The sequence below is a fragment of the Streptomyces sp. NPDC054765 genome (assembly GCF_053612065.1).
The window spans coordinates 12,371-39,051 of record NZ_JBSHBP010000044.1 but is presented as its reverse complement, the minus strand read 5'-3'; the positions used below and the strand labels follow the sequence as shown (position 1 = coordinate 39,051).

Below are 26,681 nucleotides of genomic sequence, written 5' to 3'. Positions count from 1 at the left end.
CCAAGGTGAGGATATGGGACCGGGAAGGATGACGTAGGTGATACGTCTCGCACCTGGTACGGCGGTGGATTCCGACCGCATAAAGCACCACAGTCAGTGGATGTTGTCAGGCTTGTGGTGCGGTGACAGGGGCGGTCAGGCGTTGACGATGCCGGCGGCGAGGCCGGCACTCTCCCCTGATGCCGGGTGCGGGCCCGACGCTGCTCGCTGTTCCCTCACCTGGGACACGGCGTTCCGGAGAGTGATGCCGGAGGCGGCCGTGAACTTGTGCAACAGCGCCACCATTTCGGGTCCTGCGCCTTGGGGTGATCCGGCGTTGAACGGTGGCTTCGGGTCGTATTCCATGATGAGCTGTGCGAACTTCGCGGCCTTCTCGCCCAGCGTGTGTGCGATGACCGTGAGCCCGAAATCGATGCCCGCGGTTACACCGCCACCGGAAAACCTGTTCCGGTCGATGCACACACGTTCCGTCGATACCTCGATGCCCAGCTGTGCCAGATGGTCCCGGCCCGCCCAGTGTGTGGCTGAGCGGTAGCCGTCGAGCAGTCCGGCTGCCGCAAGGATGAGCGCGCCGTTGCAGACCGAGGTGATGTAAGAGGCCGTCGCACCACGGTCTGTCAGGAAGGCGATGGTGGCCTGGTCGAGCATCGCCTTCCCCACGAAGCCGCCAGGTACGAACAGGATGTCGAGCCGTTCGGGACAGTCGTCGAAGGTGGCGGTTGGAGCGATGGCCAGTACGCCGTCCTCCGAGAGGACGGGGTCGAGTGTGTTCGACACGAGGTGGATCTTCATGCCCACGGCCGAAAATGCGGTGTACGGACCAACAAAGTCAAGTGTGGTGTGTCCGTTGAAAAGAAGGATGCCGACTTCCAGCGGCCGTGCATCGCCTTCCAGGTGGTCGGGCCAGTTCGCCGTGTGATCCGCCATCTACCGGGACCTCCGAAATCCAGACGCTTGCAGTGTTCCAGCGGTGACGCTAGTCGGAGGTCGCGATCACGAGAAGTGGCATTCCTGCCGTACCTCAACGGATAATTGCCAGCAGCCTCTGGCTCGGATGCAGCCCATCCGGCCGTCAGCCGCGACGAGTTGGCGTGGCGGCCGGGCAGGCCACCAGCCACACGCGGGCGGAAGACCGGCCTTCGACTCGGTGCAGGGAGGACAGCGCGCGCAGCCGGCGCGGCGTCCTGCCGGCCGGGTGAGTGATCACTCCTGTTCGAAGTGACTCGCTCTGCCCTCGATGTGGACGAGTCGGCCGAGGCGTTCGGCTCGGGCGCGGGGCATGAGGGTCCAGGTTCCGTCGGTGCGCTGCAGCGCGGCCGAGTGCCAGGGGGTGGTCCACGCGTCGGGGGCGTCGAGGAGATGGATGCCGAATTTGGGGTTGCCGTGCGGCTGGGGATGGATGGACAGCCGTACAGAGCGGGGATGGTTCTCGGCGATCACCTCGCCCCAGGCACGGCTGCGTTGGATGACGCCGTAGGCGCGCCTGCGGCACTCACGTTGGAGGGCCGAACGGGTGCCGGTGAAATCGGCGGTGTCCTCGACGAGGAATCGCGTGATGCCCCGGTAGAGGGCGAGGGTGTGTTCTCCAGAGCGCACCTGTGCGCGAAGCTCCTCAAGGGAGGGGGCGTACCGCGCATGCACTTGGGTGCGTTTGTTTTCGTATGTCATGTCGCCGAGGACGTCCCGCAAGTCGAAGACGGAGAGACAGCTGCGGCCCAGCTCATTGATCAGCCGACGCAATTCGTGCGCGTAGGCGTCTATGTGGGCGTCGGTCACCCGGATGAGGTCCCCGAAGATGTGTCCGTCGGAGCAGATGACGATGCGGGCCCCGGGGGCGTGCACGCGCGCGATATCGGTGCACAGGCCGTCCAGGAAAGCGAGGGAGAGGCGCTCGCCCTGGTCTGGGAGATGACCGAGGACCTTGGCAGGGTTGGGTGACTTGCAGGGGAAACCGGGCAGGGTGAAGACGACCGGTTCGCCGGCGCGGACGAAGCTGTCGATCCGCTGCAGATGGTGCGGGAACGACTCGACGCGAACAGCCGTGCTGTCCGTCGTGCGGCAGTGCGGCAGAAGGAGCGTGAGGATCTCCGCGCTGGTACGGATCGTGGAAGGGACGGATGCGGTCTGGAGAGGCATGGTGGGGAGTCCTCCGTGGGACATGCGGGCACGCCCGCATGTCGCCTCGGCGTGATGCTGCAGGGTGCCGGCCAGTGATGGGGTGGGCTGCGCGTGATCGGCCGCGGCGACGGCCCGCTATGGCGCTCTTGGCCTTCTGGGAGCGGCCCGTCCAGGTTGATTTGAGGCTCAGTCAGTCACGGCGGTCGTAGGTGACGGGAAGGTGGCTGGTGCCGCGGCCGAGGACGGCCGGGATCCAGTCGAGGTCCCGGTCGTCGATGGCCAGGCGCAGGCCAGGAAGTCTGCTGAGCAGGGTGCCGAGAGCGATCTGCAGTTCGGTACGGGCGAGCGTTGCGCCGGGACAGAAGTGGATGCCGTGGCCGAAGGCGAGATGGGGGTTGGGTGACCGCCCGAGGTCAAGGGTGTCGGCGTCAGGGAAGCGGCGCGGGTCGCGGTTGGCTGCGCAGAGAGAGATGATCACTGAGTCGCCGGCCGGGATCTCGGTGCCGTGCAGGTCGCTGTCCTGGTCGAAGAAGCGCCAGGTCGTCAGCTCGAAGGCGCTGTCGTAGCGCAGCAGTTCATCAACTGCCCGAGGCAGCAGGCTGGTGTCGTCACGCAGCCGGGCGAGGGCGGCCGGGTGGCGGAAGAGGGTGATGAGTGCAGTGGTGATCTGGTTGGTGACCGGCTCCTGCCCGGCAACCAGGAGCTGGAAGATCATGGAGTCCAGCTCCTCCTGCGACAGCTCGTGGCGGTCACGGGCCGCGACGAGCCGGCTGAGAAGGTCGTCCTCGCTGTGGTCGCGCTTGTGGGTGACGACCTCGGCGATGTAGCTCTGCAGGCCGTGCAGGCGGGTCGTGTACAGAGGACGTCCGGGGTCGGCCGGTCCGACCGGTTGGACGACCTTTCTCCAGTCCCGGTCGAAGCGATCCGCCAGTTCCGCCGGGAGCCCGATGGCCTGGGCGAGGACCTGGAAGGGGAAGTGCGCCGCGAATCCCGCCACCAGGTCAGTTGGGCCGGCTTCCGGAAGACGGTCGACGAGTGTGTCGGCCAACTCTTGAAAGTGCGGCCGAAGCTGCGCTATCCGCCGTGGGCTGAAGGCCTCGGTCACGAAGCGCCGCATGCGGGTGTGCTCCGGCGGGTCCTGGTGCAGCAGGTGCACCTGGAGCTGGGAGTGCTGCGGCTCAGGCATGATCGAGGCGCGGGCGCGCCAGCGTTCGTTGCCACGGTCGTGGTGCTTGCCGAGGCGCTCGTCGTTGAGAGCGGCATGAGCGGCCTCATGGCCAGTGACGAGCCATGCCTGTACTCCGCTGGGGAAGAGGACGCGGTGCACCGGACCCGCATCGCGCATCCGTTCGTAGAGGGGGTAGGGGTCGGCCTTGTAGGGGCAGCCCATCAGCGGTACCGGGGCCGGCAGGGGCTCCTTGTGTGCGTCGTTGTCCGCGGCTGACAGTTCATTGAGGGACATCGGGTCAGGCTCCTCAGAGGGCGAGGTCGGGCTGGTAATGGTCGAGCCACAGGGCGAGGTCGACGACGCGTTCCAGGCGGAGCCGGTGACCCCACTGGAGCTGCTCGGGCGCGGCGTCGAGGCAGGGCTTGATCAGAGCCCCGTCGGCGAGGGAGCGCACCTGGTCATTGGCCAGGGCGTCCTGGGCCAGGCGCTGGAGGCCGCGGTTGTAGTCGGGGTGGTGAGTGGCCGGGTAGTGGTTCTTGGGCCGGTACAGCACGGAGTCGGGCGCGAGGCCAGAACCCGCGGCGCGCAGCAGGCTCTTCTCCCGGCGGTCGAAGCTCTTCAGCGCCCATGGTGTGCGGAATGCGTACTCCACCAGCCGGTGGTCGCAGTAGGGGACGCGGACCTCCAGTCCTTGGGCCATGCTGAGTCGGTCCTTGCGGTGCAGGAGTTGGCGCAGCCAGCGGGTGAGCGACAGGTGCTGCATCTCGCGCTGCCGGTGTTCGGTGGGTGTCTCGTCGTCGAGGTGCGGCACGCGGGCCAGGGCGCTGCGGTAGGAGTCGGCACGGAACTCGCCCATGTGCAGGTCGAGTTCGGGGTTGAGCGGCATGGCTGCCTCGTCGCCGGTGACGAGCAGCCAGGGGAAGGTGTCCGCGGCGAGCGTCTCCAGGTTGTGGAACCAGGGGTAGCCGCCGAAAACCTCGTCCGCCGCCTCGCCGGACAGCGCGACGGTGGAGTGCTGTCGTATCCGGCCGAAGAGGAGGTAGAGGGAGGTGTCCATGTCGCCGACGCCGATGGGTGAGTCGCGGGCCACGACGACCGCCCTGCGATGCTCGAGGTCGAGGAGGACACGCGGGTCGAGGACGATCGTCGAGTGGTCCGTGCCGAGGTAGGCACCCGCCTCTGTGGCGAACGGAGTGTCGTGGCCGGTGCGCAGCACGTCACCGGTGAACTGCTCGGCCTGGTCGCTGTAGTCGACGGCGTATGAGCGGATCCGCGCTCGCGGACCTTCGCGCAGCCTCAGTTCGTCGGCCACGAGAGCGGTCAGCACGGTGGAGTCGATGCCGCCCGACATCAGTGAGCACAGAGGTACGTCGGCCTCCAGCTGGCTGCGGGCCGCCGTGCTCAACAGGTCGCGGACGCGGGCGACGGTCGCCTCCTGGTCGTCGGGATGAACATCCGCCCGGAGCTCCCAGTAGCGCCGCTCGTGGACCCCGCTGCGGTCCAGCACCAGGATCCCGCCCGGCTCGACCTCCCGGACTCCGGACCACACCGTCGGGCCTGTGTGGAAAAGCAGGCTGTACGCCTCCCGCAGCCCGTCGGCGTCGACCCGGGGGCGGATCTGAGGGTGGGCGAACAGGGCTTTGGGTTCCGACGCGAACGCCAGTCCTCCGTCGATGGCCGCCCAGAACAGGGGTTTGACGCCCAGCCGGTCCCGGGCCAGGAGCAACCGCTGGGCGCGTTCGTCCCAGATGCCGAAGGCGAACATGCCGTCCAGGTGGTCGACCAGGTGCTCGCCCCACTCCGCGTAGGCCCGCAGTACTACCTCGGTATCGCTCCGTGTGCGGAACACGTGTCCCAGCCCGCGCAGTTGTGAGCGCAGCTCGTGGTGGTTGTAGACCTCCCCGCTGAAGGTGAGGACGCAGGTGGGCGCCTCGGGCCGGTCCGTCATCGGCTGCACGCCGCCGTAGAGATCGATGACGGCCAGCCGGCGATGGCCGATCGCGGCGCGTTCGCCGAGCCAGACGCCGCCGGCGTCGGGGCCGCGAAGGGTAAGAGTGGCCGTCATCGACTCGATGACCGTGGCCTTGGACCGGGCGTCCTCGTGGTAGGACACCCAGCCGGTGATTCCGCACATGGAAAGGGGCTCCTCGGTGGGGCTGGAATCGGTGGGCCTGGAATCGGTGGGGCTGAAGAGAGACGGCTCAGCGGCGCTTGGCGGGAGCCACGTCGCTCAAAGACGGTGCCGATCCCGCGGGAGGGCGGATGCCGAGGCCGAGCAGGGGTACGGCGAGACAGGCGGCGCAGGCGGCGAGCACGAGTCCGGCCCGCACGCCCGTACCGGCACCGGCCGGCCCCCATGCTGCGGTGGCCAGGGCAGGGCCAAAGGTGAAGCCGAGGCTGCGGGCGAGCTGGACGGTCGAACCGACCGTGGCCGCACGACCTGCCGGGGCGGCGCCCATCACCAGGGCTTGGGTGGGGCCGCCGTTGAGGCCCATACCGCAGCCCGCAAGTGCCAGCCGCCAGGCCACATCGGCCGGTGACCAGCCGTTGTCCAGCGGGATGAGCAGCAGTAGGCCGGACGCGGCCAGGGCGGCGCCGGTAACGGCGACAGGCCGGGCACCGAATCGGTCGGCGAGGCGTCCCCCGAGGGGGCCGGTCACCGCCATGCCGAGGGGGAAGGCGAGCACCGTCAGGCCCGTGGTGGTTGCGCTCACACCGTCATCGCGCTGGAGGTGCAGAGCGATCACATAGTGCATGGCGGCAAAGCTGACAGCCAAGGCGAGGACCGCGCCGTGTGTCCGCAGCATCGGCGCCGTACGCACGACAGCGATGACGGGTCGGCCGCCCGGTCTGCGCAGCCACCACCACAGTGGCGGTACGGCGGCGAGGGCAAGGGCGAGCCAGGCGGAGGTACCGGACGTGAGCGTCAGCGAGACCAGGAGAATGGTCAGACCGGCAGCAACGAGTGCTGCGTCGACGAGGGAACGCCGGTCCGGCATACGCAGCGCGCCACCCCGAGGTATCGGGCTCTGCCCTGTAGGTGGCAGTTTGCGCCACAGCGGCAACCCAGTCACCACGAGTAGCGCCAGCAGGCAGAACGGGATCTTGACGAGGAAGATCCACCGCCATCCCAGGTGGTCGAGCAGCAGTCCGCCTACTGCCGGTCCGGTCACCGCACCCAGGGGTCCCAGGGTGGCGGGCACGCTCATCGCCCGGCCGCGCATCGCGGGCCGCACGGATCGCAGCGCCAGAACGGGCATCAGGACGAACAGCACCGCACCGAAGGTGCCTTGGGCGATCCGTGCGGCGATCAGCCAAGCGCCGCAGGGAGCGGCAGCGGCCATCGCACTGCATACCGCGAAGCCGGTCGTCGCGGCCAGGAGCGCTGGGCGGATACCCACGTCGTCGAGCCAACGGCCGGCCGGAAGCAGGAGCGTGACCACCGGAAGTTGATAGCCGAGCACCGCCCACTGGGCGGTCGCTGCGGACACATCGAGGCCTGTCGAGATGTCAGCGAGGGCCACGTTCACGATGTTCATGTCGAGCATCGCCACGAAGGAGAGCACGCCCGCCACCATCACCAGCAACCAATGGTCGCGGCCTGCGGCTGTCTCCTCGGGCCGCTCGGAACCCGAGCGATGATCTGTCACCTGAGCCCTCCTCATTCGCTGTCCGACGTTCGGCAACTCAACTCAGGAGTCGAAGGAGCCGGCGGATAAGTTCCGGGCAGTTGGCGTGGATATCGGGCGAGCTGACGGCACGCCGTGGCTGCTTCACGCCTCCGGCGTCAGGCGCCGCGCCCGCGCCGCGCACGTGAGTCGGTCGCCGACGGAGACGGCGGCGTTGAGGTCGTGCAGGGAGCGACCGAGTGCCGCTTGTACTCCGGGGAGAAACGGCGGCGGGTCGGTCTCGGTGCCGGGTCCGCAGACTCGGCCATCGGGCCGTTCGTGCTGGTCATACGGGGGCCCCGGTCTCGCCCGGGAAGGCAACCCGGCATACCGGGTGTCTCACTGCAGACTGACGGGGAGGGCGCGGTGAGTTCAGCTGAACGTGCGTCGGTAGGTCTGCGGGCTGACGCCGGTCGTGCGTTTGAAGCGGTCGCGGAAGGTGGTGGGGGAGCCGAAGCCGACCTGGCTGCCGATGCGTTCCACGGAGTGCTCCGTGGTTTCGAGCAGGTGCTGTGCCTGGCGGACGCGGGCTCGGTGGAGCCACTGGAGCGGGGTGGTGCCGGTCTGGTCGCGGAACCGCCGGATCAGGGTCCGGGTGCTCGTCCCGGCCCGCTCCGCGATGTCGGCGAGAATGAGGTCGCGGGCCAGATTTTCCCGCAGCCACGTGAGCAACGCCTCCAGCTCGGAGCCCTGCGGTGTGGGCGCGTGGTCGCAGACGATGAACTGCGCCTGCCCGCCCTCCCGTTCGAGAGGCATCACCGACAGCCGGGCGGCGTCGGCGGCGACCGCCGAGCCGTAGTCACGGCGGATCATGTGCAGGCACAGGTCCATGCCCGCGGCCGCGCCGGCCGAGGTGAGGAACTGGCCGTTGTCGACGTAGAGGACGTTCGGGTCGACGTCGATGTCCGGGTAGGTGTCGGCCAGAAGCCCGGCCGCACGCCAGTGGGTCGTGACGCGCAGCCCGTCAAGGAGCCCGGTGGCGGCCAGCGGGAAAGTGCCTACGCAGATGGAGGCGATCCGTGTGCCGTCGGCAGCGGCCGACCGCAGCGCGTCGCCAACGGGGGAGGGGAGCGGGGCGGTGGGATCGCTGACGCCCGGCACGATGATCGTGTCCGCGTCCTGGAGGCCCTCCAGACCCCAGGGGGCGCGCAGGGTGAAGGCTCCGGCGTCGATCTCGTCGCGCTCGGCGCACACCCGGATCTGGTAGCCGGGCCGCCCGTCGGGCAGACGCGTCCGGGAGAAGACCTCGATCGGGGTGGACAGATCGAAGGGGATCACCTGATCCAGCGCGAGAACGGCAACGGTGTGCATGGCCGGAACGTATCTCCTCATCGGCTTGACGACTCCGGACCGATATCCGGGCAGCTCCATGTCACCGCAGTTCTCAGCCTTCCGGAAGCTCTTGGCGTTATCCCGTTGAAACCTGTCACTCGTGCCACTGGGCGATCACGGCGACAGCCGGTTGACTTCGGAACGTCCGAGAGAAATCGACACCCGAAGGAACACTCATGCATGTCCAGGTTGTCCTGTTCGACGGCTTCGACCCGCTCGATGTCATCGCCCCCTTTGAGGTCCTGCACGCCGGTGGCTCGGCGTCGGACGGTGCGGTGACCGTCGAGCTGGTCTCCGCGGAGGGCCCGCGCGAGGTGATCAGCGGCGCCGGAGGGCTGACACTGCGCGCCACCGGCGCCCTCGACCTGGAGCGCGCGGACATGCTCCTGGTGCCCGGCGCCGCCGGCCGAGTCGGCGAACCCGGCGAGGTTCCGGAAGAAGAGGTGGGCGCCGGCGAGTGGAAGCAGGACGAGTTCATCCCGGTGCTGCTGGGCCGCACGCTGACCACCGAGCTGCCCGCACTCCTCAAGCAGGCAATGGACGACCCGGACATCACGGTCGCCACCGTCTGCGGCGGCTCGCTCGTCCTGGCCATGGCCGGTCTGCTGGAGGGACGCCACGCCACCACCCACCACATGGGCCTCGACATGCTGGACGCCACCGGCGCCCACCCGGTCCGCGCCCGCGTCGTGGACGACGGCGACCTGATCACCGGCGCCGGCGTCACCTCCGGGCTCGATCTGGGCCTGTACCTGCTGGAGCGCGAGGTGGGCCCCCGCATCGCGCACGCCGTCGAAGAGCTCTTCTCCCACGAGCGGCGCGGCACCGTCTGGCGCGCCCAGGGTCCGACGCCCGCCACCCTCTGAACACTCGGCCCGCGCCCTTCGCGGGCCAGTCGCTCACCCTCCCCCTTGCACAGTCAGGAAGAACATCAGCATGTCCGTCGAAGGCACCTGGAACCTGTCCATCGCCACCCCCATCGGCAAGATGAAGGCCGTGGTCGAACTCCGTGAGCAGGACGGCGTCCTGACCGGCGTCGCCCACGGAGCCGGCGAGGAAGTACTGCTCAACGACGTCGCCCGCGACGGCGACCGGCTCACCTGGAAGCAGGCCGTCACCAAGCCCATGCGGCTGAACCTGGCGTTCGACGTGACGGTCGACGGCGACACGCTCCAGGGCAGCTCCAAGGCCGGCCGCCTTCCGTCCTCGAAGGTCACCGGTGAGCGCCGGACCGCCCCGGAGCACAAGGCGTGACCAAGCTCCTCCTGTCGCTGCATGTCCTGGCCGCCATCGTCGCCGTCGGCCCGGTCACCGTCGCCGCGAGCATGTTCCCCGCGACGCTGCGCCGCGCCCTCGGCGACTTTGGCGACGGCGACGCCCGGACGACCCTGCGGACGCTGCACCGCATCTGCCGGGTCTACGCGGGCATCGGCATCGCGGTTCCCCTCTTCGGCTTCGCCACGGCCAGCAGTCTCGGTGTCCTCGGCGACGCCTGGCTGATCACCTCGATCCTGCTGACCGCGGCGGCCGCCGGCGTACTGGCCCTGCTGATCCTGCCGGCACAGGACCGTGCTCTGGCCGAGACGACGAGTTCCGCCTCGCCACCGTCGGCGCCGACCCCGTTGATACCGGGTCGTCTCGCCATGCTCACCGGCATCTTCAACCTGCTCTGGGCCACAGTCACCGTACTGATGATCATCCGTCCCGGCTCCACCACGGGAGTGTGACCGTGCACCTGCGGTCTCCGCGCCATCTGCGCATCGCGGCTCATGGCGAGCTGGTCTCGCTGATCGTGATGCTGGCCAACGTGTTCACCGTCCACCTCAAGCCCATCTCGTCCTTGATGGGCCCCACCCACGGCTGCGCCTACCTGTTCGTCGTGATCGCGACCTGCCGCCTCAAGCAGGCCCCGGCCGCCGCCAAGGTCCTGACCGTCGTTCCGGGCGTCGGCGGGCTGCTCGCGCTGCGACAGCTCGACCGCGTCGATGCGGCCCGCGCCCAGACGGAGGAGGCCATCCCGTCATCAACCCTGTGTCGTCGGTGACCGTCGGCATGAGTTACTGCCTGCTGATGTCCGATGGGGGGAGCCGGCGCCGCCTGCCTGAGCGGGGGCGGCTTCGGGCAGTGGGAGCTCCCGTTCGTCGCGCTCATGGGAGAAATCCGGCGACTCCTGGCAGCTGACCGTCCCTCGCCGACACACCTCCGGCGCACCGGCCACGCACTGAGCTGGTCCCGCCGGCGCAGGCGCCACCAGGCCATCACCAAAGGCTGCACTGCATCACGGGGCCTCGTCTCACGACGGATACTCAGAGCCAGTCCCGCCGCTTGAAGATGACGTACAGACTGGTGCATACGATCGCCATCAGCACGATGGCGAAGGGGTAACCGAACACCCAGTGCAACTCCGGCATGCGGTCGAAGTTCATGCCGTAGATGGTGCCGACGAGGGTCGGGGCGAAGAGGATCGCCGCCCAGGAGGAGATCTTCTTGATCTCCTCGTTCTGTTCGAAACCGGCCTCCGCCAGGGCCCGCATTTCGGCGTTCTGCTGTTGGTTCACCAGGGTTGCGTTGACGGTGAGGATGTCCTGCAAAGCCTGCCGGAAGCTGTCCACGCGGTCGGTGGTGTGCAGTACGTGGTCGGCCACATCGCGCAGATAGCGGCGTAGTTCCTCGTCGATGGCGTACTTCTCGAAGCCTGCGGTCAGGCCCTCCAGCATGCCGTTCAGCGGGCGGGTGGCGCGCTGGAACTCCACGACTTCGCGGGAGAGTTCATAGGTGCGGCGGGAGACCCGGGGGTCGCCGCCGAAGACCTCGGTCTCGATTTCGTCGATGTCGTTCTGGACGCCTGCGACAACCGGCTCATAGCCGTCGACGACGGCGTCGAGGATGGCGTAGAGGACGGCTTCGGGGCCGCGCTTGAGGAGTTCGGGGGCCTCCTCCATGCGCATGCGGACGGCGGAGAGATCGGGGGCGCCGCCGTGCCGCACGGTGATCACGAAGTCGCGGCCGATGAAGACGTGCAGCTCGCCGAAGTCGACCTCCTCGGAGTCGTCGAGATAGCGCGCGGCGCGCAGGACGACGAAGAGGGTGCCGCCGTAGCGCTCCAGCTTGGGCCGCTGGTGGGCCTCCAGGGCGTCCTCGACGGCGAGGGGATGGAGGTCGAACTCCGAGGCGAGGGCGAGCAGTTCGTCACGGCTGGGGCGGTGCAGGCCGATCCAGGCGAGGGTGCCGGAGGTGGCACGCTGCTGCCGGAAGGCCTCGGCGAGCGTGTCATGGGTGCTGATGCGGCGTCCGTCGCGGTAGAGGACGGCGTTGATGACGCTGCTGGCCGGTTCGGCCGGAGGCGCCGCCGTATCGGAGTCGGCCGTGGTCTCGGCAGGCGGGGGCCCGGCCGGCCGCTTCTTGGCGGGCTTGCGCAGGCCGCGCAGACCACGCGGCCGACGGCCGGGAGGCTCAGAGCCCACGACAGCACCAACCTCCGTCACAAGGGGGATGAACAGGCACACACAATCTCGACGGAGGATATCTGCCGCGGATGTCGGAACAGGTCAGCGGGCATGGTGCAGGATGGAACGGGGCGTGGTGCGGCGTGTGTCGCGTCCGCCGAGCTTTGTATGTTTATCCCTAGAATTGCGCGATGCAGATATCGCAGACAGTCAGCGCTCTCCCGGGTGAGGTGATTCGGTGAACGGCCCCGATGCCACCGACGAGCAGTGGGAAGGGCTGGCCGAGGTCGTCCCGCTCCGCGGCACCAGCGAATGGCCTTCCTGGCCCGACCACCGCGCCCTCCCCGAGGAGGAGCCGGCGGAGGAGGCGCGGCGGTTCATCGTCATCCGGGTGCAGACCTTCGCGGACGCCCGTGAGGTCGCCGAGTACCTGATGGCGCAGCTTCCGGTGCTGCTGGACCTCAGCAGCGCCGACACGGATGTGGCCAAGCGCATCCTGGACTTCTCCAGCGGAGTCGTCTTCGGGCTCGGCAGCGGAATGCACCGCGTCGACACCAATGTCTTCCTGCTGGCGCCGGCCGGCACCGAGGTCGAGGAAGAGGCGGCCGGATATGTCCCCCGTTCGTAGGAAGAGCTGTTAGGTGTAACGGTTCTCCGGGCAGGGCGCTGCATAGCGTCCCTGCATGAATCCCGACAGTGTGCGGCCGGCGGTCACCGAGTTACGACTGTCCGCCTTCAAGTCCCATCGCGGCGTCACCCTCCCGCTCACCCCGCTCACCCTGCTGTGCGGTGAGAGCGGAAGCGGCAAGTCCAGTGTGCTGCAGGCGTACGAGATCCTTGCCCGGCTCGGCAGCGGGGAGTCACTCGCACGGGCGGTGGGGGCGGTGACGGGCAGTCCGGCCGCATGTGTGCCGGCCGGGGCGCGTCCCGACGAACAGGGGCGGCGCGGGTTCCGTATCGGCTGCACGGTCGACGGCCCGGCCGGCCCCGTCAGCCTCGATCTGGCCGTACAGGCCGAGCCCGAGCTGCGTATTGTCGGCGAGCGGTTGACCGGCGGTGGCGAGACGCTGCTGACCACCGCGCTCACCGACCCCACCCGCCCCGCGGTCCAGGCCGCCTGGCATACCGCGGGTGCTACTCCGGTGACCCGCGCCCCGCTGCCCGACGACCGGCTCGGCACTGCTCTGCTGCCGTTGCGCGTCGCGGGGAAGACGGCGGGGCAGCGGCTGGTGCTGGCCGCTGCGGAACAGGTCGTGGTCGCGTTGCGGTCGGCGTTCGTGTGCGATCCGCGGCCGGAGGTCATGCGGGGAGCGGGGACGGGCGGGACGGGTGAGCCCGGCGAGGGTGGCGGAAGTGGTGCGGACGGTGGGGGTGGTGCGAAGCGTGGTGCCGGGACTCGGGGGAACGGCCGAGGCGGGGGCTCGGGGGCCGGACGCGGGAAACCGGCGGGCGGGCCGGGGAAAACAGGGGGGCTCGGCGCGGCGGGGGCTGCCGGGGGCGCTGCCGGCGTCTGGGGTGCGCGGGGGCGTCAGGGAAGTGGCGGCGCCGGCGGGGCGGGGGCCTGGAGCCGCGATGCCGGGGAGCGGTGTGACGAGGGGCGGCTGCGGTCGGCCTGCGACAATCTGCCCGCGGTGTTGCACCGTACGAGCCGGGAGTGCGCACGGCGGCATGCGGTGCTGGTGGCGGCCGTACGGGAGGCGTGTGCGGGTCCCGTCGAGGGGCTGCGTGCGGTGCCGCGTCAGTCGGGCGAGCCGGAAGCAGGGGCCGCCCTCGCTCCTGCTGTGGTGGGGCGCGGTGGCGCAGCGGCTCCCGGCGCAGCGGCTCCGGCTCCTCGCGTAGCGGTTCCGCAGGCCGGGCAGGCGGCGGACGGTGTGGCGGGCGTGCGAGCCGTCCTCGACCGGGGGGAGCTGGGGGAGCTGCCCGTCGAGCAGCTCGGCGATGGTGAGCTGCGGTTTCTCGCGCTGGCGCTGGTGCTGCTCACCGGGCCGGACGTGCTGGCCATGGACCCGGTGGGGGAGGTCCCGTCGGCCCATCAGCAGATGACGGTGCTGGCGGACGGGATGGATCGCTGTATGGACCGCAGGCAGGCGCGTGAGCTGGTGTCGCTGGCCGTGCGGATGACCGAGCGAGGGCATGTGCGGCTGCTGGGGACGGTGCGGGACGCCTCGGTCGCCGAGGACCTGCCGGGCGTACAGGTGCTACACCTAGAGGCATGAGTGAGGATCTTCATGCGCTGCAGCGACGCCTGGCGGAGTTCGCGGCCGCCCGGGACTGGCAGCAGTACCACACGCCCAAGAACCTGGCCGCGGCGCTCAGCGTCGAGGCCGCTGAACTCGTCGAGATCTTCCAGTGGTTGACGCCGGAGGAGTCGGCGAAGGTGATGTCCGACCCGCGGAGGGCCGGCCGGGTCGAGGACGAGGTCGCGGACGTACTCGCGTATCTGCTGCAGTTCTGCGAGGCGCTGGGGATCGATGCGCTGGCGGCGCTTGCCGCGAAGATCGAGCGCAACGAGTCGCGCTTCCCGGCGGTCCGCTCGGCGCGGCCGGACCGGCCGCGGGAGGGCGAGGAGTAGGGGGTAGGGAGTAGGGAGTAGGGAGTAGGGAGTAGGGAGTAGGGCGAGGGGCAGGGGCGCGGGATGTAGAGCCTGGCGAGGCCGATGGGGCGGGGGCGGGACGCAGGGCCTGGCGAGGTCGATGGGGCGGGGGCGGCGGCTCCCGCCCCGTCGCTGTTCGGGGCGTCCGCCACGATTTCCGGTGCGCGGGTTCGGTGCGGGGTGTGGGGTGTGGGGTGCGGGTGCGGGTGCGGGTGTGGGTTTGGGTTGCGGGTTCGGGCCTCGGACTTCGGCTTCTGCGTCAGCTTCGGCTTGCCGGACTTTGCGCTCGCACGTCCTTCGGCACCTGCTTTCGGCGTTCCGCGTGGTGTGTCCCGCCCGTTGCCCTCCTTCAGCCGCCGGGGTTTCCCGGGTGCCCCCTTCGGGCTTTTCGCGTGACTTGTGCAGGGGGTGTGACGGGAGGGGGTGTCGTGGCCTGAGGGGAGGGAGCGAGGGCACGGCTGGCATTCGTCACTCTATGGAGTCATGGATCTTTCCACATCGCCTTGCTTGTCCACAGATTTGCGAATTCCCCTAGCTTTTTTGGGTGTTCACCCTCACTCTGGGTAGTGAGAAGAGTGCAGGGTGCATGCGAATGAAGAGGGAAGGAGGGAGCGGATGGACGCGGTGCGGATCATTGCGGCCAGTCGGCGCGGTCTGGCGGAGGCGAACACAGCGCAGGGAGTGATCGTCGAAGCATGGCAGGCGCAGGCCTTGGCGGAGGCGGTCGGCAGTCATCTCGCGATATTCGGGCCGTACGAAGTGCGGTCCAGAGCGCGAGGGCTGGGCGACGCGGGCGGGCGGTTCAGCGGGGGACTGCTGTGCCCGGCATCGGTCGCCGGCGGGCTGCGGGCGGCTCAGCTGTCCGAAGTGCGCGACGCCAAAGAGGCCTTGACCGGCCTGTGCCGACTGCTGCGAGAAGTGTGTGAGGCGCTGGTGAGCGTGGTGCTGCTCGCCGACGAGGAGGGGGTGTACTGGACTTGCGTCGAGGCGATGGACACGGTCGATGAAGCGCGGGATCGCGTGGCCGGAATACTGGAGAAGCTGGAGGTGCGCGACCGAAATCCTGCCTGAAGTAAAGACTCCTGAAGTAAAGGCGGCAGAGAGCCGGCCGTGTCCGCGCGGTATTCCTGCCCCGAGCGGTGCCGCACCGACCCCGGGCTGGAGAGGGTTCACGTCCCCAAGCCCACACCCCGTCCCCGCCCCTACGCCTCGGTGCCCAACCCCGCCCGGACTGGAGCCCGCTCGCCCACGCCACCTCGCCCCCCGCCGCCCACACCGTCCATGTCGCTTACGGCGTCCGGCGTCCGGCCTGCGGGCCGCCGCGTCGCCGGCGCCCGCACTGTCCGTGCTGCCCACTCGTTGCCCGCAGCCCACCGTCCCCCGCCGCCCCCTCCCCGCAGCCCACCGTCCCCGCAGTCCACCGTCCTCCCGCCGTCCGGTGCGTCGCCACTGGCTGCACCGGCCACACGGGTCGGGATATGGCCGCCCCGACCTGATAACCCGGCCCAGTCCACCGATATGACCCGACCCAGTACATCGATTTGCCTCTGACGGTTGGTCCGCCGTTCGGAGTGCAGGATGGAGGTATGGAGCTACGTATCTTCACCGAGCCCCAGCAGGGGGCTTCCTACGACACCCTTCTGAAGGTCGCCAAAGCTACTGAGGATCTTGGGTTCGACGCGTTCTTCCGCTCGGATCACTATCTCCGGATGGGCAATGCCGACGGAATGCCCGGCCCGACGGACGCCTGGATCACGCTGGCGGGCCTGGCCCGTGAGACCAAGCGCATCCGGCTCGGGACGCTCATGACGGCGGGTACCTTCCGGCTGCCGGGTGTGCTCGCCATCCAGGTCGCACAGGTCGACCAGATGTCCGGCGGCCGGGTCGAACTCGGCCTCGGCGCGGGCTGGTTCGAGGAGGAGCACAAGGCATACGGCATTCCGTTCCCCAAGGAGAAGTTCGCGCGGCTGGAAGAGCAGCTGGCGATCGTCACCGGCCTGTGGGCCACCGAGCCAGGAAAGGAGTTCACCTACGACGGGACCTACTACCAGCTGGAGCGTTCGCCCGCGCTGCCCAAGCCCGCCCAGGGCAAGGTGCCGGTGCTGATCGGTGGACACGGCGCGACGCGTACGCCGCGGCTGGCGGCCCGGTACGCCGATGAATTCAACATCCCCTTCGCCTCGCTCGAAGACAGTGAGCGCCAGTTCGGACGGGTGCGGGCGGCTGCTGAAGCCGCCGGGCGGAAGGGCGACGAGCTGTTGTACTCCAATGCCCTCGTGGCCTGCGTCGGCAGGGACGACGCCGAGGTGGCGCGGCGGGCCGCGGCCATCGGGCGGAACGTGGACGAACTGAAGGCCAACGGCCTTGCGGGTTCGCCGGCCGAGGTCGTCGACAAGATCGGACGCTATGCAGCCATCGGCGCGTCCCGCATCTACCTGCAGATGCTGGACCTGGATGATCTGGACCACCTCGAACTGATCTCGGCGCAAGTGCAGTCGCAGCTCGGCTGACATCCGGGCCGGCGTCGGGCGGCGCTGCCGGAAAAACCGGTGTGGATCGAGGCGTACCACGGCAATACTCGGACGTGCGTACCTGACGATAACCACCACCGGCAGCGCCGACCGTCCCGCGACCGACCTCGGATTCCTGCTGCACAAGCACCCTGACAAGGCACAGCAGTTCTCGACGTCGCACGGCACCGCATACGTCCTGTATCCCGAGGCTGACGCCCAACGGCGCACGGCCGCACTGCTGTTGGAGATCGACCCCATCGCCCTGGTGCGCCGGAGCCGGGGCAAGGGCCGCGGCGGCGCCCCGGATTCGGCGCTGGGGCAGTAGGTGAACGACCGGCCGTACGCGGCTTCCTCGCTGCTGGCGGTGCGCAAGCTGTTCGAGCCGCTGGGCTGGACGGTGCAGGCCGAATCGCTGCCGCTGGACGAGACGTTCCGGAGTGGGGCGACTCGCGCTACGTACGGCTCGTCCTGGAAGGGGGGTGCAGGATCGCCGAGGCGCTGCGGCATCTGATATGTGCTGCTGCCGGTGCTCGACGACGCCAAGCACTACTGGGTCGCCCCGGATGAGGTCGACAAGCTGCTGCGGGCCGGCGAGGGCCGGCTGGAGGACCTGGCCCTGATCGACCGGCTCATCGCGGCCGAGGACGCGGTGGCGGCCAAGGGCAGCGCGATTGCCGATGGCTCCACGGACCGGCCGGGACTGCTCACCACGACCCGGCGGATCATTGTCGACACCGAGGACGAGGCATCGGTTGCGGCCGGTATCGCCTGGTGGCTGGACCTGACCGCCGACGGGGGAGAGGGCATGGTGGTCAAGCCGGTGCAGGCGCTGGTACGCCGACGGGACGGACAGCTCGTCCAGCCTGGCGTCAAGTGCCGCGGCCGCGAGTACCTGCGGATCATCCACGGGCCGGAGTACACCCGCCCGGAGAACCTCAAACGCCTGCGCATACGTCACCTCGGCCATAAACGCTCGCTGGCCCTTCGTGAGTATGCGCTCGGCCTGGAGGCGCTCGACCGGCTGGCGGACGGCGAGCCGCTGTGGCGGGTGCACGAGGCGGTTTTCGCGGTGCTTGCACTGGAGTCGGACCGGTGGACCCGCGGTTGTAGACGGGGCGCAGGGGCAGGGCAGACGCAGAGGCGAGGCCCGAGAGACCGACTGGCCGAGGGGGAGCGGGGCCGAGGGGGGAGCGGGCCGCCCTGCCCGCCCCACCGCTCCTCGGCACAGGGCCCATTCCGGCCGTCCCCGACCGGCCACTCCTGCCCCGACTGTCCGCCTCGACCGATTCGACATCACCCGACTCCCTCCGCTGAGCCGTCCCAGCGGCCAAGATGGGTGGATGGGATTCCAAGTCGACTCCGAGGCCGGGCGGCTGCGCCGGGTCATCCTGCACCGCCCCGATCTGGAGCTGAAGCGGCTCACGCCCTCGAACAAGGACGCCTTGCTCTTCGACGACGTGCTGTGGGTGCGCCGGGCGCGGGCCGAGCACGACGGGTTCGCGGATGTGCTCCGCGACCGTGGGGTGGAGGTGCACCTCTTCGGGGATCTGCTGGCCGAGAGCCTGCAGATCCCCGAGGCGCGGACGCTGGTTCTCGACCGGGTCTTCGACGAGAAGGAATACGGGCCGCTGGCCACCGGCCATCTGCGGACGGCCTTCGACGAGCTGCCGGTGGCGGAGCTGGTGGAGGCGCTGGTCGGCGGTATGACCAAGCGTGAATTCCTGGAACGTCATGCCGAGCCGACCTCGGTCCGCTTCCATGTGATGGATCTCGACGATTTCCTGCTGGGGCCGCTGCCCAACCACCTCTTCACCCGCGACACCTCCGCCTGGATCTACGACGGGGTTTCGATCAACTCGATGCGCTGGCCGGCCCGGCAGCGCGAGACCGTGCACTACGAGGCGATCTACCGCCACCACCCGCTCTTCCGTGACCAGGACTTCCATGTCTGGTCGGAGGGGCAGGCGGACTTCCCCTCGACGATCGAGGGCGGCGATGTCCTGGTGATGGGCAGTGGCGCGGTGCTGATCGGGATGAGTGAGCGGACCACTCCGCAGGCCGTGGAGCTGCTTGCACGGGGGCTGTTCGCGGCGGGTTCGGCGCGCACGATCGTGGCGCTCGACATGCCCAAGCGCCGGGCGTTCATGCATCTCGATACGGTCATGACCATGATCGACGGGGATACCTTCACCCAGTACGAGGGCCTGGGGATGCTCCGCTCCTACACCATCGAGCCGGGCTCGGGCGACCAGGACCTCAAGGTCACCGACCATCCGCCGGAGCATATGCACCGCGCCATAGCGGCCGCGCTGGGTCTGTCCGACATCCGGGTGCTGACCGCGACCCAGGATGTGCACTCGGCCGAGCGTGAGCAGTGGGACGACGGCTGCAATGTGCTGGCGGTGGAGCCGGGCGTGGTGGTGGCGTACGAGCGCAATGTCACCACGAACACCTTCCTCCGCAAGCGCGGCATCGAGGTCATCACGATTCCCGGGAGTGAGCTGGGGCGCGGACGCGGCGGGCCGCGCTGTATGAGCTGTCCGGTGGCGCGGGACGCGGTGCCCGGGGCAGCCTGAGCGTGACCCCGGAGCTGTGAAGGGGTGCGTGACCCCGTATCCGGTCCAGGGGTGCGTGACCCGTGGGGGATCCGGGGGCGCGTGACCCGTGCCGGATCCGGTCCAAGGAGGGTGTGACCGCGAATCCCGGTCCAAGGAGGAGGCGCCGGCCGTGCGGGGCGGGCGGGTTTCGTATAGGGATACGTTGGTACGTATACACTTCCAGGGTCTGAGTCCGTCCCGACTGCCGCGAACCAGGAGCCCACCCATGGCGATAGACCTCACGGGCCGCCACTTCCTCAAGGAGCTGGACTTCAGTGCCGAGGAATTCCGCCGACTGATCGACCTGGCGGCCGAGCTGAAAGCGGCCAAGCGCGCCGGCACCGAGGTCCCTCGTCTCCAGGGCAGGAACATCGCCCTGATCTTCGAAAAGACCTCGACCCGGACCCGCTGCTCGTTCGAGGTCGCGGCCGCGGACCAGGGCGCCTCGACAACCTACCTGGACCCGTCCGGCTCGCAGATCGGGCACAAGGAGTCGGTGAAGGACACCGCCCGGGTCCTCGGCCGGATGTTCGACGGTATCGAGTTCCGCGGCAGCCGGCAGTCCGACGTCGAGGAGCTGGCGGCCCATGCCGGAGTGCCTGTCTTCAACGGGCTCACCGACGACTGGCACCCGACCCAGATGCTCGCCGACGTGCTGACCATGGTCGAGCACGGTCAGGGCCGCCCCCTGGCCGAGACGGCCTTCGCCTACCTCGGCGACGCCCGCAACAACATGGGCAACTCCTACCTCGTCACGGGCGCCCTGCTCGGCATGGACGTGCGTATCGTCGCGCCCCGGCAGCTCTGGCCCGACGAGGCGGTGATCGCCCAGGCGGAGGCGCTCGCCGAGGCCGGCGGAGCCCGCATCACGCTCACCGAGGACGTCGCCGAGGGCGTGCGGGGTGCGGACTTCGTGATGACCGACGTCTGGGTCTCCATGGGTGAGCCCAAGGAGGTGTGGGACGAGCGGATCGCGCTGCTCGCCCCGTACGCGGTGACGATGGAGGTGCTGCGCGCGACCGGCAAGCCGGACGTGAAGTTCCTGCACTGCCTGCCCGCCTACCACGACCTCGGCACCGCGGTCGGCCGGGAGATCCACGCCCGGCACGGGCTGTCGTCGCTCGAGGTCACCGACGAGGTCTTCGAGTCCGCGCACTCCCTCGTCTTCGACGAGGCGGAGAACCGGATGCACACGATCAAGGCGGTGCTGGTCGCGACGCTCGCCCGGTAGGCGGCCCACGGCCCCCTGAAGTGGCGCAGGGCCCCTGGGTGCCGCAGGGAGCCCGGCGGCGCCCAGGGGCCCTTTCGCGGGCGCACCGTAGGAAACATCACACTGCATAGCCATACGGACATATGGGCGATCATGCAGTAAAGCGCTACCATCGAAACGCTTGCGGGGTTCGGACCCACCGGTCCGGACCCCGCTTCCGTGTGTGGTCCACTCCTGCCACGCGCGTCGCGCCACCAGAGAGAGAACCACCCCATGCGGCTGTCTGTGGCGGTGGTGAACCTGAGCGTGATGGTGCTCCGCCGCACCCGCCCCGGGCTTCCGCGCCGCTTCCGCGTCCCGCTCTTCCCGGTCAGCCCGGTCCTCGGCATCGGATTCTGCCTCTATCTGATCTACGGGACCGGTCCGGCGACCTGGCTCCAGTTCGCCGGATTCCTGGTGGTCGGCGCGCTGGTCTACGCGTGCTACGGGCGTCGCCGCTCGCGCCTCGGGTCGGCTCCGCAGCCGCCCGCGGACGTGGCCGGGGCGGCTGCCGCCGACGTCAACGCCCTTGCCGGTGCCGACGTCAGCGTCGGTGTGGGTGCTGCAGCTCGGGAAGGGTGAACCAGACGGCCTTGCCGCGTGGTATGGGGCGGCAGCCGCAGGCGGAGCTGAGGGACCGGATCAGCAACAGGCCACGGCCGTGGGCACGGTGTTCCTCGCTTCGACGGGCCGGTTTCGTGCCGTCCGGCCCCTGCGTGGGGCCGGACGAGGCTGCCATCACTGCCGGAGTGTCCAGGTCCGCCAAGGGCAGCGGGCTGCCGAGCCCCTGGACGAGCGCCGGATCGCCGTCGTGCACCTCGATCCGGCAGCCCGTCGGGCGCAGCTCCACCACCAGCTCGATGGGGCAGGTGTCGCGGGTGTGCTCGAGGGCGTTGGAGACCAGCTCGGCGGCCAGTAGCTGTGCGGTGGTGCGGTCGGCCGTGGCCCGGAGATCCTGCATGGCCGTCCTGACCATCGCACGGGCGATGGGGACGGCCGTCGCGCTGCGCGGCAGCGTGATGCGCCAGGTCGAGGGGGCGGGCGGTTCCCGCATGCGCTGTGCGTTCCGTTCGCAAAAGGCCAGGTCGGATACCTGAGGCAGGAAGGGATACGCCCACGGTAGGAAGCGCGGGGGCGGACGGACCAGAGGCGAGCGACCGGGAAGGGCATGACCTGGGTCATGGGGCGGCCGGGACCTTCGGCCGGCCCGCGCCCCCGGGTCCCGCGACGCCCGCGCCCCGGGTCCCGCGACGCCCGCACCCCTGACCTTCTCCCTCTCCCTCTCCCTCCCCCTCCGCTCCCGCCCCCTCTCCCCCCACTCCCGCCGCGCCGATATCGCGTCCTCGTGACGACAGTCATGAAGCAGTGATAACTTCGATAAGGCATCCGGAAGAGCAGAGCATCCACCGGCCGGTCGGCCAAAGGGGGCAGGCAGCCCGATGAGCCCGTTCGCAGGATCAGCCCGCAGCACAGACGCCTGGCAACACATCCGCGTGACCAGGAAGGACGGGATCGCCACCGTCACCCTGGCGCGCCCGGACAAGCTCAATGCGCTCACCTTCGAGGCCTACGCCGACCTCCGGGACCTGCTCGCCGAGCTGTCCAGGGAGCGTTCCGTACGCGCCCTGGTGCTGGCGGGGGAGGGGCGCGGGTTCTGCTCCGGCGGCGATGTCGAGGAGATCATCGGCGCCACCCTGGGCATGGACACCGCGCAGCTGCTGGACTTCAACCGGATGACCGGGCAGGTCGTACGGGCGGTGCGGGAGTGCCCGTTCCCGGTGATCGCGGCCGTGCACGGGGTCGCGGCCGGAGCGGGCGCGGTGCTCGCGCTGGCCGCGGACTTCCGCGTCGCCGACCCGTCCGCCCGCTTCGCCTTTCTCTTCACCAAGGTCGGCCTCTCCGGCGGTGACATGGGCGCGGCCTATCTGCTGCCCCGCGTCATCGGCCTCGGCCATGCCACCCGGCTGCTGATGCTCGGCGACGCGGTCCGGGCCCCGGAGGCCGAACGCCTCGGGCTGATCAGCGAATTGGCGGACGAAGGCCGGGCCGACGAGGCGGCCGCTGCGCTCGCCCGACGGCTCGCCGAGGGACCTGCGCTGGCGCACGCCCAGACCAAGGCGCTGCTCACCGCGGAGCTCGACATGCCGCTGGCCGCCGCCGTCGAGATGGACGCCGCGACCCAGGCGCTGCTGATGAACAGCGCCGACTACGCGGAATTCCACGCGTCCTTCACGGAGAAGCGGACGCCCAAGTGGCAGGGGAAATAGCCATGCGGGTCGCCGTCATCGGAGGCGGGCCGGGCGGGCTGTACGCGGCCGTCCTCCTCAAACGCCTCGACCCCACCCGCGAGATCACGGTCTGGGAGCGCAATGCGCCCGACGACACCTTCGGCTTCGGTGTCGTCCTCTCCGACGAGACCCTCGGCGGCATCGAGCACGCCGACCCGGAGGTCTACCGCGCCCTCCAGGCGGAGTTCGTCCGCTGGGACGACATCGACATCGTGCACCGCGGCCGCACCCTGACCTCCGGCGGACACGGCTTCGCGGCCCTCGGGCGGCGCCGGCTGCTGGCCGTACTGCACCAGCGCTGCCGCGACCTCGGCATCGCCCTGCGCTTTTGTACCGAGGCCCCGCCCGCCGCCGAGCTGGCCCGCTCGTACGACCTGGTGATCGCCGCCGACGGGGTGCACAGCGCGACCCGCACCGCACATGCCGACGTCTTCCGCCCGCAGCTGACCACTCACCGCTGCCGCTACATCTGGCTCGCCGCCGACTTCGCCTTCGATGCCTTCCGCTTCGAGATCGCCGAGACCGAGCACGGTGTCGTACAGCTCCACGCCTACCCGTTCGCCGGTCCCGGTCCGTCGCCCGACCGCCACCCCGCGGCACTGTCCTGCGGGCCGGAGAGCAGCCCCGGGGCCAGCACGGTCATCGTCGAGATGCGCGAGGAGGTCTGGCGGGCGGCCGGACTCGACCGCTGTGACGAGCGCGAGTCGGCGGAGTGGTGCGCCAAGGTCTTCACGGACGCACTGCGCGGCCGCTCGCTGCGCTCCAACAACTCCAGCTGGACCGCCTTCCGTACGGTCGTCAACGAGCGCTGGTCAGATGGCAATACGGTGCTGCTCGGCGATGCCGCGCACACCGCGCACTTCTCCATCGGCTCCGGCACCAAGCTCGCCGTCGAGGACGCCCTGGCGCTCGCGGCCTGCCTCCAGGAGCAGCCCGACACCGCCGCCGCCCTGGCTGCGTACGAGGAGGAACGCCGCCCGGTCGTGGCCTCCACCCAGCGCGCCGCCCGCGCCAGCCTCGCCTGGTTCGAGGAACTGGCCACCTATCTCGACCAGCCGCCGCACCAGTTCGCCTTCAATCTCCTCACCCGCAGCCGCCGCGTCACCCACGACAATCTGCGGCTGCGCGACCCCGGATTCGTCGCGGCCGTCGAGCGGGCGGCGGGCACCGAGCCCGCCACGCCCCCCATGTTCACGCCGTTCCGGCTGGGCGGGCTGACACTGCGCAACCGGGTCGTGGTCTCCCCGATGGACATGTACTCCGCCGCGGACGGTGACGGCACCCCCGGCGACTTCCACCTCGTCCACCTCGGCGCCCGCGCGCTGGGTGGTGCCGGGCTGGTGATGACGGAGATGGTGTGCGTCAGCCCCGAGGGCCGGATCACACCGGGCTGCACGGGCCTGTATGCGCCGGAACACGAGACGGCCTGGCGGCGGGTCACCGACTTCGTCCACACCTCCGCACCCGGCACCGCCCTCGGGATCCAGCTCGGCCACTCCGGCCGCAAAGGCTCGACCCGGCTGATGTGGGAGGGCATCGACCAGCCGCTTGCGGAGGGCAACTGGCCGGTCGTGGCGCCCTCCGCACTGCCCTACCGCCCCGGCGTCAACCAGGTCCCGCACGCGCTGACCGAGGACGAACTCGCCGCCGTACGCGAACAGTTCGTCCGCGCCGCGGAGTCCGCCGCGCGAGCCGGCTTCGACCTCCTCGAACTCCACTGCGCGCACGGCTACTTGCTCTCGGGGTTCCTCTCGCCGCTCACCAATCACCGCACCGATGCGTACGGCGGCGACCTCACCGGCAGGATGCGGTTCCCGCTGGAGGTCTTCGACGCGGTCCGCGCCGTCTGGCCGGCCGGGCGCCCGATGACGGTCCGTATCTCCGCGACCGACTGGGCGGACGGCGGTACCACCGCCGACGACGCGGTGGCGATGGCGCGGGCCTTCGCCGCACACGGCGCCGATGCCCTCGATGTCTCCACCGGACAGGTCGTCGCCGACGAACGCCCCGACTTCGGCCGTTCGTACCAGACCCCGTTCGCCGACCGGATCCGCAACACCCTGGGGGTGCCGGTCATCGCGGTCGGCGCCATCTCCTCCTGGGACGACGTCAACTCCCTGGTGCTGGCCGGGCGCGCGGACCTGTGCGCGCTGGCCCGGCCGCATCTGTACGACCCGCACTGGACGCTGCACGCCGCCGCGGAGCAGGGATATGCGGGGCCGGGCGCCCCCTGGCCGCTGCCCTACCAGGCCGGCAGCCGCATCCCGCCGACCGGTCGCACCGACGCGCCGAAGCCCCGCCTCACGCTGCGGTGACGGGGAGGCACGGGCAGCGGGGCGGGGCTGTTCCGGGACCTGACGTGACGTGACGTGACCTGACCTGACCTGAACCGGCCCGGCCCGGCGGGGTGCAGGCCAGGGCGGGATGGGACGGGGCGGGGCGGCCAAGCGGTCGGTCGGTTGAACCTGCGGTCCGATGAGGGGCCGGTCCGGGAGCCACGGCCGGTCGGGAAACCGGGGGCCGGGAGACGCCGGCCGGCCGGTGGACCGACGGTCCGTGGGACGCGGCCGGCCGGCGGACCGAGGGGCCGGGAGCGGCAGCCGTCAGCGCACCGACGGTCCTGCGAGAGGCCCGGTCAGGGCATCGGTACGCAGGCGATCTGCGCCGAGACCACCGGCTGGCCGTGCTGTTCGATGTGGACCTCGACCTGCCGGCGGTCGTCGGTGTGGCCGGTGGTCCGCGCCTGCACCCAGGAAGGGGCGTCGAGTTCGGCGTACCGTTCGAAGGAGCAGTCCATCGACGCCGGGACGGTGAAGCCGGGCGTTGCCGCCTGCGCGGCCTGCCGGGCGGCTTCGATCATCAGCATGCCGGGCGTGTGATCCACGGGGTGGTCGAAGAGCACCGGGTGCGAGGTGTCCACCCGCAGTTGCCAGCGGTCGGGACGGTCGCTGGGGGAGAGCACCACATCGCGGTCGCGTTCCCGGGCGACCAGCGGCGGGGTGACGGCCTGCGGCAGCGGCAGTTTCCGGGAGTTGGCGAGCGCCACATCGCTGTATTCGCCGCGCAGCCTGCGATAGACGGCCGGGCTGTGGCAGGAGAAGACGAGCGTCGCGGAGGCCAGGTCGGCGCCGTCGCACACGATCCGGAACTCCTGGCGGGCGCTGGCCAGCCGTTTGCCTCGGTGGACCATGTCGTGGTCGGTGACGTGCAGCTCGACCTCGGCCGGTGCCTCCGCGGCGCGCAGCGCCTGCGGCGCGAGGTCATAGCGGACCCGCTGCCAGATGATCGGGTGGTCGAGCGGCACCTCGTGCACGACATGACTCAGTAATATCCCGGCCTGCCGCACGGTCTCTATGAGTAACACCGGGTCGTGCAGGCCGTGGACCGGACCGTAGAAGGTATGGGCGCGCGGCCATTGGGCGCTGACCACCCAGCCGTCGTCCTCGCCGCGCCGCCAGTTCGTCAGGAACACCTCGGACAAGGCGGTGCGGTGGACGTATTCCCGCGGCACGGTCGTGGTGAGTTCCGGCGGTCGGTTTCCGTCGGCTGACCGGGCTCCGGTATCGCGGCACTGATCACGCAGGTATGGCGTGAGGATGGCGCTGGTCATGGGGGGTTCCTTTCTGCTGTGCGGCTCACCGCTGCCGGACGGGCCGAGCCTCGGCGGCGGCCATGCGGGAGCCAAGAATACGGACCATGTGGTTTGTTT

At 70.0% G+C, this 26,681-nt stretch carries 22 protein-coding genes and 2 pseudogenes; 15 read left to right on the top strand and 9 right to left on the bottom strand.

The annotated features are described in order from the left end of the window. Positions 1 to 135 precede the first annotated feature (135 nt). The 6 genes from ACWGJY_RS25390 to ACWGJY_RS25365 all read right to left on the bottom strand — a co-directional run bounded on the left by ACWGJY_RS25390 (position 136) and on the right by ACWGJY_RS25365 (position 8,265). Positions 136 to 927, bottom strand: coding sequence for a DJ-1/PfpI family protein (locus ACWGJY_RS25390; RefSeq protein ID WP_453263148.1), 792 nt, complete (start codon positions 925 to 927; stop codon positions 136 to 138). 276 nt (positions 928 to 1,203) lie between these two features. After that, positions 1,204 to 2,136, bottom strand: coding sequence for an L-tyrosine/L-tryptophan isonitrile synthase family protein (locus tag ACWGJY_RS25385; protein WP_453263147.1), 933 nt, complete (start codon positions 2,134 to 2,136; stop codon positions 1,204 to 1,206). Positions 2,137 to 2,308: 172 nt separating this feature from the next. Continuing rightward, positions 2,309 to 3,580: a cytochrome P450 family protein gene (locus ACWGJY_RS25380; protein ID WP_453263146.1), complete on the bottom strand. Its 1,272-nt coding sequence runs from the start codon at positions 3,578 to 3,580 to the stop codon at positions 2,309 to 2,311. A 13-nt stretch (positions 3,581 to 3,593) separates the two neighbouring features. Further along, a complete protein-coding gene (gene asnB, locus ACWGJY_RS25375) occupies positions 3,594 to 5,420 on the bottom strand; it encodes an asparagine synthase (glutamine-hydrolyzing) (RefSeq protein ID WP_453263145.1) in 1,827 nt (608 codons plus the stop codon). Between the two features lie 67 nt (positions 5,421 to 5,487). Continuing rightward, positions 5,488 to 6,936 (bottom strand): MFS transporter, encoded by a 1,449-nt coding sequence (locus ACWGJY_RS25370; RefSeq protein WP_453263144.1) that lies wholly within the window; start codon positions 6,934 to 6,936, stop codon positions 5,488 to 5,490. 390 nt (positions 6,937 to 7,326) lie between these two features. Continuing rightward, entirely contained in the window at positions 7,327 to 8,265 is a 939-nt protein-coding gene (locus ACWGJY_RS25365) for a GlxA family transcriptional regulator (RefSeq protein WP_453263143.1), read from the bottom strand. 197 nt (positions 8,266 to 8,462) lie between these two features. Here ACWGJY_RS25365 and ACWGJY_RS25360 point away from each other — a divergent pair, with 197 nt between their 5' ends. The 4 genes from ACWGJY_RS25360 to ACWGJY_RS25345 all read left to right on the top strand — a co-directional run bounded on the left by ACWGJY_RS25360 (position 8,463) and on the right by ACWGJY_RS25345 (position 10,330). After that, positions 8,463 to 9,152: a DJ-1/PfpI family protein gene (locus tag ACWGJY_RS25360; RefSeq protein WP_453263142.1), complete on the top strand. Its 690-nt coding sequence runs from the start codon at positions 8,463 to 8,465 to the stop codon at positions 9,150 to 9,152. Between the two features lie 70 nt (positions 9,153 to 9,222). Then, complete coding sequence (locus ACWGJY_RS25355) at positions 9,223 to 9,540, top strand: hypothetical protein (protein WP_453263141.1); 318 nt, start codon at positions 9,223 to 9,225, stop codon at positions 9,538 to 9,540. Beyond that, on the top strand, positions 9,537 to 10,013 hold the full coding sequence (locus ACWGJY_RS25350) for a DUF2269 family protein (protein ID WP_453263140.1): 477 nt from the start codon (positions 9,537 to 9,539) through the stop codon (positions 10,011 to 10,013). Before ACWGJY_RS25355 ends, ACWGJY_RS25350 begins: the two co-directional genes overlap by 4 nt. Next, positions 10,010 to 10,330, top strand: coding sequence for a DUF3817 domain-containing protein (locus ACWGJY_RS25345; protein ID WP_453263139.1), 321 nt, complete (start codon positions 10,010 to 10,012; stop codon positions 10,328 to 10,330). The genes ACWGJY_RS25350 and ACWGJY_RS25345 overlap by 4 nt, the downstream gene beginning before the upstream one ends. Positions 10,331 to 10,592: 262 nt before the next feature. Here the strand turns inward: ACWGJY_RS25345 and ACWGJY_RS25340 are convergent, their stop codons facing one another. After that, the gene (locus ACWGJY_RS25340; protein ID WP_453263138.1) at positions 10,593 to 11,750 is read right to left on the bottom strand and encodes a magnesium and cobalt transport protein CorA; all 1,158 of its coding nucleotides are present in this window, start codon (positions 11,748 to 11,750) and stop codon (positions 10,593 to 10,595) included. Between the two features lie 220 nt (positions 11,751 to 11,970). On the opposite strand from ACWGJY_RS25340, the gene ACWGJY_RS25335 reads away from it, so the two are divergent. The 9 genes and pseudogenes from ACWGJY_RS25335 to ACWGJY_RS25295 all read left to right on the top strand — a co-directional run. Further along, positions 11,971 to 12,360, top strand: coding sequence for a cell division protein SepF (locus ACWGJY_RS25335; RefSeq protein ID WP_453263137.1), 390 nt, complete (start codon positions 11,971 to 11,973; stop codon positions 12,358 to 12,360). Positions 12,361 to 12,415: 55 nt separating this feature from the next. Continuing rightward, positions 12,416 to 13,948, top strand: coding sequence for a biotin transporter BioY (locus tag ACWGJY_RS25330; protein ID WP_453263136.1), 1,533 nt, complete (start codon positions 12,416 to 12,418; stop codon positions 13,946 to 13,948). Next, entirely contained in the window at positions 13,945 to 14,304 is a 360-nt protein-coding gene (locus ACWGJY_RS25325; protein WP_453263135.1) for a nucleotide pyrophosphohydrolase, read from the top strand. Before ACWGJY_RS25330 ends, ACWGJY_RS25325 begins: the two co-directional genes overlap by 4 nt. A 636-nt stretch (positions 14,305 to 14,940) precedes the next feature. Next, a complete protein-coding gene (locus tag ACWGJY_RS25320) occupies positions 14,941 to 15,396 on the top strand; it encodes a DUF6099 family protein (RefSeq protein WP_453263134.1) in 456 nt (151 codons plus the stop codon). A gap of 515 nt (positions 15,397 to 15,911) precedes the next feature. Further along, entirely contained in the window at positions 15,912 to 16,835 is a 924-nt protein-coding gene (locus tag ACWGJY_RS25315) for an LLM class F420-dependent oxidoreductase (RefSeq protein ID WP_453263133.1), read from the top strand. 64 nt (positions 16,836 to 16,899) lie between these two features. Then, positions 16,900 to 17,868, top strand: a pseudogene (locus ACWGJY_RS25310) (hypothetical protein); the annotation flags it as partial. Between the two features lie 310 nt (positions 17,869 to 18,178). After that, a complete protein-coding gene (locus tag ACWGJY_RS25305) occupies positions 18,179 to 19,414 on the top strand; it encodes an arginine deiminase (protein WP_453263132.1) in 1,236 nt (411 codons plus the stop codon). Positions 19,415 to 19,661: 247 nt separating this feature from the next. Beyond that, complete coding sequence (gene argF / locus ACWGJY_RS25300; protein WP_453263131.1) at positions 19,662 to 20,666, top strand: ornithine carbamoyltransferase; 1,005 nt, start codon at positions 19,662 to 19,664, stop codon at positions 20,664 to 20,666. A gap of 264 nt (positions 20,667 to 20,930) precedes the next feature. Further along, positions 20,931 to 21,266: pseudogene (locus tag ACWGJY_RS25295) on the top strand (amino acid permease C-terminal domain-containing protein); the annotation flags it as partial. Here ACWGJY_RS25295 and ACWGJY_RS25290 read toward each other — a convergent pair. After that, the gene (locus ACWGJY_RS25290) at positions 21,229 to 21,738 is read right to left on the bottom strand and encodes an ATP-binding protein (protein ID WP_453263130.1); all 510 of its coding nucleotides are present in this window, start codon (positions 21,736 to 21,738) and stop codon (positions 21,229 to 21,231) included. The pseudogene ACWGJY_RS25295 and the gene ACWGJY_RS25290 overlap by 38 nt on opposite strands. 385 nt (positions 21,739 to 22,123) lie before the next feature. Between ACWGJY_RS25290 and ACWGJY_RS25285 the strand changes: the two genes are divergently transcribed. Together ACWGJY_RS25285 and ACWGJY_RS25280 are read left to right on the top strand one after the other, a co-directional pair. After that, complete coding sequence (locus ACWGJY_RS25285; RefSeq protein ID WP_453263129.1) at positions 22,124 to 22,951, top strand: enoyl-CoA hydratase family protein; 828 nt, start codon at positions 22,124 to 22,126, stop codon at positions 22,949 to 22,951. 2 nt (positions 22,952 to 22,953) lie between these two features. Continuing rightward, positions 22,954 to 25,287, top strand: coding sequence for a bifunctional salicylyl-CoA 5-hydroxylase/oxidoreductase (locus tag ACWGJY_RS25280; RefSeq protein WP_453263177.1), 2,334 nt, complete (start codon positions 22,954 to 22,956; stop codon positions 25,285 to 25,287). Between the two features lie 320 nt (positions 25,288 to 25,607). On the opposite strand, the gene ACWGJY_RS25275 is transcribed toward ACWGJY_RS25280, so the two are convergent. Then, positions 25,608 to 26,582 (bottom strand): ScbA/BarX family gamma-butyrolactone biosynthesis protein, encoded by a 975-nt coding sequence (locus tag ACWGJY_RS25275; RefSeq protein WP_453263128.1) that lies wholly within the window; start codon positions 26,580 to 26,582, stop codon positions 25,608 to 25,610. Between the last annotated feature and the right edge of the window lie 99 nt (positions 26,583 to 26,681).